Below are 7,218 nucleotides of genomic sequence, written 5' to 3'. Positions count from 1 at the left end.
AAAACCTCACGCCTACTATTCGGCGGTACTCCCCATTAATGTAAACCTTTTTTTGGGGCTACGCCCCCCTCCCTAATGTTTTATTGTGTTTTCGGGGGGGCCCCGGTGGCCCCCCCGCCGGCCCACCGATGGTTTTCCTCCCCTTGGCGGTGGGTGGGAACCACCTGGAACCAGTTGTCATGCCCGATGCTGCAAATGATAGTTTTGCCAGGACGAGGCTCTGCTGGGTGCAGGACACTCCAGCCTCAACGAAAATCCTCCATGTCCACTCAAGATTCCGCGATTACCAAAAAGGCTGCCCATGATTGCACCTATGGACGAATATCGTTCCCTCGGGGCTTCGTGCACGCCTGGCCGACCGTCTAAAGAGCGGTACACATCGGTTCCAATAGTAACAATGCGTCTGTCGCGGCCACCGCAACAAGCAATTTCGGGTCCAAGTCCGCGACGTGATGCATCTGTCTGATGATCTCGGCCTGGCATGTCGATCGCGGCAATCGACTTGCCGGCGCTTTTTGTGGCCGGAGGCGGAGCAATGGACTTGCAAATGCCGCCGCCATAACCAGCGTCTTGTCCTGCTTAGTAGGGCGCGGGCACATCCGAGGCGTTGCGCAGGGCAGCATGTCGGGACTTGAATTCGCTCGAGCTGACGATGCCAAGGGCAATGCTATCACGCGTCATTGATCCTGCCCGCAACTGACGGGAATAGGTTTCGATGCCGTAACTGTCTGCGGGGCGATCCAGCAGCATCAGGTAAAGAAAGCCGATATAGGCTCGGTCGGTAAGGCCAATCGTGGCATATTTGGCCTCGAATTCGTCGGAGCGGAACATTTCCATGATCACGGCAGTGAGCGTGGCGTCTCCGTTCTCGAGGGCTGGCGACCACCGATCCAACCCTGCGGCATCGCCATCATGGCCAAGGACGAGGCAATAGGCAAAATTTATCTGATGGACATAGGTGAACCGGCCGGCAAACTTTGCTTCAGGGGCGCAATCTCGGTGTGGCTTGGGCAACGGCTGCGGGCCACGGGTAATGTCGCGAACAGCCATGTAGGCAGGCTTTGGTTCACCGGCTATCCATTTGCCGTTGTTGTTCTTGCTAAGTCGAACCAGCCCCATATTGGCTTCGAAGCTCGGCGCCCAGTAGGTCTCATCCAGCAACTCGTAGATGTGCGCCGCTTCGACTTTGTACGTATCCTGGAGTTCGCGAAGCCGTGTCATTGCCTGTTTGACGCCGTCGGCCTGCTGCCGCTCGCTGTGCTGACTTCCGTAGGGGTTGTTGAATTCGGTGACCCAGATGGGTTTGCCGTAGGCGGAAATCTCGTGGAAAGCCCATTCCGGATCTTCCCCGTACATGTGCCAGACCGAGATGTCCCAGGCGATTCCGTCCTGTTTCATCCGCGCGAAGGCGCCGGTATGGCCCCATCCAGCCGTACCCATTGCCTTTTTGATGCTCGGGTCAACTGCTGTCATGCCGTCGGACAGGCCCTTGAGGGCAGCGCTCACCTTCACCCAACGCGGACCGTAGTAGTCGAGCGCTCCGGTTCCACCTGCAGGCCCCCAGCTGCATGGATATTGTGATCCGTCATCGCGTTTCTCGCAGGGCTTTATAATGGCATAGATTTCCATCTCATTGCCGAGTTCCCAAACGCGGATATCGTTCTTGAACCTGCCCCCAAGGACGACCGCCAATTGCCGGGCCTCACTATAGAGTTCTTCCGGATCGCGCTTGTCCAGGTCTAGTCCCGGCGTGATCACGGGGAGTATTTCGATCCCTCTTTCTTTACCGGCCTTCACGACCCGAGCAAGGGTATCTCCTTGATCTGCGGCGGTGATGTTGACCCGGTATGATTTGAGACCGAGGTTCTTGACGAAATCGAGTTGTTTTTCGATCGGAACATCCGGGTAGGAAATCACCGGATGGCCGTTCACGCCCCAGAGCAAATCGGCGGATGCGGGCGCCGATGCTATCAGCAACAAAGCAGTCGCGGCTGCGAAACGAAACGACATGGCGATCATGCCTCCCTGCACGACGATCAATATTGGGATTGTCGGAACTGCGGGACACGGGAGCAATTGGTCAAAATGGATATGGGAAGCTTCGCGTTACCTCCTTTGGAGGCTACAACCTAGCCATCAAGCGGCATGACCATTGGAGTGCCGCTGCCCCGATTCAGCACCCGGATGAGCGGGGGTGACTGCCGAGGATGACTCAAATTGATTGCGATTTGTGCGCTAACCAACGGGGTAACTGCGCTCGCGGTCAATTACCCGTGGACTTCCCCGAAATCGGCGTCGACCTGGATCATAAGCTCGAGATATTTCCAAGCGATCCAGCGCCAGGAATAGCTGCTCGCCCTGGTATGGCCCTTGCCAACCATTCGCTTGCGCATATCTGGGTCGACCGCTAGCTGGCGAACGTTTTCGACCCATGATTGGACGTCGTCCGGATCGGCATAGAGTGCGGAATCTCCGCAGATTTCAGGCAAACAGGGCGAAGTCGAGGCTATGACCGGGCAACCCGACGCCATAGCCTCGATAGCGGGCAACCCAAAGCCTTCGATCCGTGATGGAAACAGGAAGCAGAGGGCGCCTTCAAGCGCCTTTTTGAAGTCGTGATCGCTTATGCGCCCAAGAAGGATGATGTTCGCCGGCATTTTCGGGACGTGCCGCAAGACCGTGGTTTCGTCGATGTCACCCGGCATCCACAGATCGAGGCCCATCTCATCTAGAAACGATGCGAGCTTAGCGAGAAGCCCCATGTTCTTGTATTCTTGATCCCGCCGGCCGAGGCAAACGACATATGGCCTGCCCCGATTGACAGCCAAGGATGATATCGTCGCGTCCCACTTCTTAGCATGCTCGCTGCCGTTGTAGGTAACGACAATGTTCTCCTCGCGCGCTATCCCGAACGCGACCAAATGACTGCGGGAGAGTTGCGAAACCGTAGTGATCCGTGCAGCCCGCCTGCCCAGCAGCGGAAGGATCAGGCGGTGAGCCCAACGGAACCCTCGCCCGTAGCTCGACGGCATCAACCTTGTATGCATGTCGTGGATGCATGCGATCTGGCGTCTCAGCACGACCGGTGCGAGGTTGCAAAAGCTCACCAACCCTCCCGGCACATGCCAGGGCAACTGCGCCTGTACCCAGAACTGGGGAAGTCGAGGCCTGTTGAATTCGGGGACGACCCGCACCGCGATTGCCTTCAGATGAAGAGGCTCGGCAGGCTGGCGCGGCACCACGAGATCGATCTCAAGGTCGCGACCCAAGGGATGCCCTTCGGAAATAAGGGCGTCGAGAGCCATCGTCACCTCGTGGGCGTAACGCGCTATCCCATTGCGTCGAAGCGTAGTGAAATCGCCGTTTATCGTCCACCGCCGCTTTGGCGGCACTAAGTCCGCCAATGTCCGGCCCGGATGGCCAATCAGGTACTGCGAGCCTCCGGGAAGCGATCTTGCCACCACGGCGGCAACGCTGTGTCCGTTCAAATTCCCCGATTGCACCGCCGGCGCCGCATCGAACTCAGATTTGCCGATCATCACGTCCCCCGCCTTGCCGCCCCAACATCCAGACTAACACTCTCTGAACCGCAGCGACCCTCAAACGTTTGAGGTAGCTCCAACGCTCGCCCTCGCCTGCCTGGATGATGCTGCGCGCGTCCGCACGACCCAACGGCTGTGGTGACCCCACGCGCTGACGGTTTCAAACTAGGGACATGGAGAGGGTGACATGGCACGGCAGTGGACGATCAACGGGCGTTTCCTTTCCCAACCGACAACGGGCGTCCAGCGTTATGCCGGAGAGATCGTGCGTGCGCTGGACGCCCTGTTCGCCGAGCAGGCGCCGCTCACCCGTGGGCTGGAACTCAGGCTTCACTGCCCACCTGGCAGCTCAGACATCGCGATCAATTCCATCGAACGTTGCGAGATAGGCAGCAGGGGTGGGCACCTATGGGAGCAGACCCGGCTAGCCGCCTCTCTTCGGGGTGGCGGGCTCCTCAGCCTGTGCAATACCGGCCCGCTTCTGTCGCGCAAGCATATTGTCTGCATTCATGATGCAAATGTCTGGAATGCCCCACAGAGCTATTCACTTCGCTTCAGGACCTCCTACAAAGCGCTGCTACCCTGCCTCGGCAAGACGGCATGCAGCATTTCGACCGTTTCCAATTTTTCGCTAGGCGAGCTGGTTCGGCTGGGCATCGTTCCGGAGCGGAGGGCCTTCGTTGCCCCCAACGGTCATGAACATGTATTCCGATGGAAGCCTGAACATTCGGCGGCGACACGATTGGCGGCCTCGCGTGAAACAATCGTCATGATCGGCGGCGCCGCACCTCACAAGAACGTGAAGCTCATTCTCGATATGGCCGAGCGCCTTGGCAAGGCCGGACTGAAGATCGCGGTCGTCGGCATGTCGGATTCGGACATTTTCAAAACAGGATCAGCCAGAGCTGAAGCCCAAAATATCCATTGGCTCGGACGCATTTCCGACAACGAGTTGGCTGCTTTGCTGATGGACTCGCTTTGCCTGGCCTTTCCTTCGCTAACTGAAGGCTTTGGTCTTCCGGTTGTCGAGGCAATGGCGCTGGGCTGTCCGGTCGTCGTGTCCGAACGCGCCAGCCTGCCCGAGGTCTGTAGGAACGCAGCTCTTTATGCCGCTGCCAACGACCCGCAGGCGTGGTTCGACCGTTTCATGGGGCTGCGCAATTCCAAGGCGCTACGCGTGCAGTTCATGGGGAAGGGAAAAGCCAGAGCCTTGGCATATAGCTGGAGAGCGAGCGCCTTGAGCTACCTGCAGGCGATGGCTCTTGCCGACGGTATCGATCCAGAGACCAGGATAGTCAGGTTACGTGAACTCACGTGATCGTGTGAAGTGCCTGGACCGCTCCGATCGAGTCCAGCATGGCGCGGTCGAAATTCTCTTCGGAAAAGCGCTGCGCGTTCCGAGCGCAGGCCCGCGGGGTGATGAGGTGGCTGTTTTCCTCGAACCGTTTGACCGCTTCCTTGAGGTGATCGATGGTCTGAGCCTTGAACAGCACCCCCGTCGGCTCGGAATTTAACCCCAGGCTGCGCGCAATATCGACCGCGCCGCCTCTCCCGAAAGCGATCAGCGGCGTCCCGCAGGCCTGCGCCTCGGCGAGCGCGATGCCGAAGTCCTCGCAACCCGCAAAGACCATCGCCTTCGCTCGGGCAAGCGTATCGATATAGTCCCTGCGAGGAAGGAATCCCGAGAATGTGACGTTAGGACCTGCCAGCGCCCGCAGGCTGGCCGATTGCTGTCCTTCGCCCACTATGACCAGCCGTCGCGACGGCATCTCGTTGAAGGCCCTGATCACGAGGTCGGTGCGCTTGTAGGGGGCCAGGAAGGACGCCGAGACGTAGTAATCGTCCTTGTCCTCGACACAGGGCAGTTCCTTCAGCGAGACCGGCGGGAAAACAACCTTTGCGTCACGTCCGTAGATGTGGCGGATGCGAGAACGGACATAGTTGGAATTCGCCAGCATCAGGTCTGGACCGTGCGCGGTTCTCGTATCCCAGGTCCTCAGACGGTGCAGCATATAGCGGTAGAGTATTCCCTTCGGACCGAAACCGAGCTTGCCCTGCTCAAGATACGAGAATTGCTCGTCCCAAGCATAGCGGACAGGGCTGTGCACATAACACAGATGCGGCTGATCAGGCCTTGTGATCACGCCACGAGAAAATGCGGCCGACGACGAGATCACAGCGTCATAGCCGGTCACGTCGAACTGCTCGATCAGAAACGGGCAAAAGAAGAAGAGAGACCGGTAGAATTTCCGCACCAGAGGGATCCGGTTGGCCGGAGAGGCATGAAATTCCACGTCGCGGAAGTATTGCTCCTTCACCTCGGCCGGGAGGAAATCGAAAAGTGTGAATACCTCTGCATTGGGAAGCTGCTTGCAGATTTGCGCCAGAACTCGCTCGCCGCCCCGGAAATTTGGGCACCAGTCGTGAACGACCGCTATCCTGGCATATCTGTCGAAGTCGGGCGCCGGGGCAGCTGGAAACTCCTCAATCGGCATTTCGACCTTGGCCGCGATGGCCAGGTCGGAAGAACGTTCATGGAGCATGGTTCTCCCCTTTCTTTGAAGCCCGAGTTTCCGTTTTGTGCGGGGACCATCGCAAGTTGTCCGATCGATCACCGACCGCTGCCGGCGCGTATGCGCCTACCGCTTATGGTCGTGACCCGCTTGCAGGAAGTACGTCAAAAGCTGGTACTCGATGGGGTAGGCCGCGTTGGTCGCGCCCACTTTTATTCAAGCTGTTTGAGCTATCGCCTCATAATATGGTCAGGGGGAGCGACGCCTGGACGAAACATGAAACTTGCGGTGATTATCCCAACCCTCGGCCGCAGCGAGCAAGTAGCTCGCCTGCTCGGATATTTGGGCAGCCAGACAAGACTTCCCGACGAAGTCATATTGTCGGCACCCGACGCCACACACATCGACCTGCCGGACGGCTGCCCCTTCCCTGTGTCGAATGTGTTCGGTCCAAAAGGATTGGCTGCGCAACGCAACGCCGCTCTCGTGCCTTCATTGCGGCGCTTCGACATCATAACATTCTTCGACGACGATTTCGTTCCATCCACCCAGTACCTGGAGCAGATCGAGCAGGCTTTTGCCGGAAATCGCGGATGGGCGGTTGTGATGGGCAGGGTCGTCAGAGACGGCGCCACCAATGCTGGTCTCACCTGGGACGATGCAGAGGCTGCGCTGAGGGAAGCCGAGGGCCTAAAACCGGATGGAGCGTCCGTGGTCGACCATGTCGGTGCCTATGGATGCAATATGTCGCTCCGCTCCTCGCTGGTTGGCGATTTGCGCTTTGACGAGCGCCTGGTCCTCTACGGCTGGCAAGAAGACATCGACTTCACAAGTCAAATGCGATCCAGAGGCCGCGTCGTATGCGTGACGTCGATCACGGGCGTTCATCTCGGAATCAAAACGGGCCGCGTCAGCGGAAAGCGGTTCGGCTACTCCCAGGTCGTCAATGCGATCTACCTGATAAAGAAGGGGTCAGTTCCAGCCTCTTTCGCACTGCCCCTTATGTTCAGGAACATTGCGGCCAACCTCGCAAAGAGCCTTTGGCCCGAGCCATATGTCGATCGCAGAGGTCGTCTCAGCGGCAACGCGCTCGCGATCCTGCATATCGCCATGGGGCGCATCGAACCCGAATACATCCTGAAGATCTGACGACGGTGAAGACA

The 7,218-nt window shown here is 58.5% G+C and carries 5 protein-coding genes; 2 read left to right on the top strand and 3 right to left on the bottom strand.

Features of this window, described 5'->3' with window-relative positions; all coding sequences use genetic code 11:
* Positions 1-579: 579 nt before the first annotated feature.
* Both NKH38_RS29980 and NKH38_RS29975 read right to left on the bottom strand, forming a co-directional pair.
* Positions 580-2,019 carry a DUF4214 domain-containing protein gene (locus NKH38_RS29980; RefSeq protein ID WP_502896673.1) on the bottom strand — a complete coding sequence of 480 codons (1,440 nt, stop codon included), beginning with the start codon at positions 2,017-2,019 and terminating at the stop codon, positions 580-582.
* A gap of 248 nt (positions 2,020-2,267) precedes the next feature.
* Positions 2,268-3,539, bottom strand: a complete 1,272-nt coding sequence (locus NKH38_RS29975; protein WP_352765090.1) for a glycosyltransferase family 4 protein — start codon at positions 3,537-3,539, stop codon at positions 2,268-2,270.
* A 190-nt stretch (positions 3,540-3,729) separates the two neighbouring features.
* Between NKH38_RS29975 and NKH38_RS29970 the strand changes: the two genes are divergently transcribed.
* Complete coding sequence (locus NKH38_RS29970; protein WP_352765086.1) at positions 3,730-4,860, top strand: glycosyltransferase family 4 protein; 1,131 nt, start codon at positions 3,730-3,732, stop codon at positions 4,858-4,860.
* Here the strand turns inward: NKH38_RS29970 and NKH38_RS29965 are convergent.
* Positions 4,853-6,085, bottom strand: a complete 1,233-nt coding sequence (locus NKH38_RS29965) for a glycosyltransferase (protein ID WP_502896674.1) — start codon at positions 6,083-6,085, stop codon at positions 4,853-4,855. The two genes, NKH38_RS29970 and NKH38_RS29965, sit on opposite strands and share 8 nt — an antisense overlap.
* A 246-nt stretch (positions 6,086-6,331) precedes the next feature.
* Between NKH38_RS29965 and NKH38_RS29960 the strand changes: the two genes are divergently transcribed.
* Complete coding sequence (locus tag NKH38_RS29960) at positions 6,332-7,204, top strand: glycosyltransferase family 2 protein (protein WP_352765084.1); 873 nt, start codon at positions 6,332-6,334, stop codon at positions 7,202-7,204.
* Positions 7,205-7,218 lie beyond the last annotated feature (14 nt).

This window comes from Mesorhizobium sp. M1078 (assembly GCF_040318615.1).
Taxonomy (GTDB): Bacteria; Pseudomonadota; Alphaproteobacteria; order Rhizobiales; family Rhizobiaceae; genus Mesorhizobium.
The sequence above is the reverse complement of the archived record's forward strand: the minus strand, read 5'-3'. Positions and strand labels throughout refer to the sequence as shown.

Excerpts from the sequence above, each read along its gene's own strand:
- NKH38_RS29980 (WP_502896673.1), bottom strand. The coding sequence starts at position 2,019 with ATGATCGCCATGTCGTTTCGTTTCGCAGCCGCGACTGCTTTGTTGCTG.
- NKH38_RS29975 (WP_352765090.1), bottom strand. The coding sequence starts at position 3,539 with ATGATCGGCAAATCTGAGTTCGATGCGGCGCCGGCGGTGCAATCGGGG.
- NKH38_RS29970 (WP_352765086.1), top strand. The coding sequence starts at position 3,730 with ATGGCACGGCAGTGGACGATCAACGGGCGTTTCCTTTCCCAACCGACA.
- NKH38_RS29965 (WP_502896674.1), bottom strand. The coding sequence starts at position 6,085 with ATGCTCCATGAACGTTCTTCCGACCTGGCCATCGCGGCCAAGGTCGAA.
- NKH38_RS29960 (WP_352765084.1), top strand. The coding sequence starts at position 6,332 with ATGAAACTTGCGGTGATTATCCCAACCCTCGGCCGCAGCGAGCAAGTA.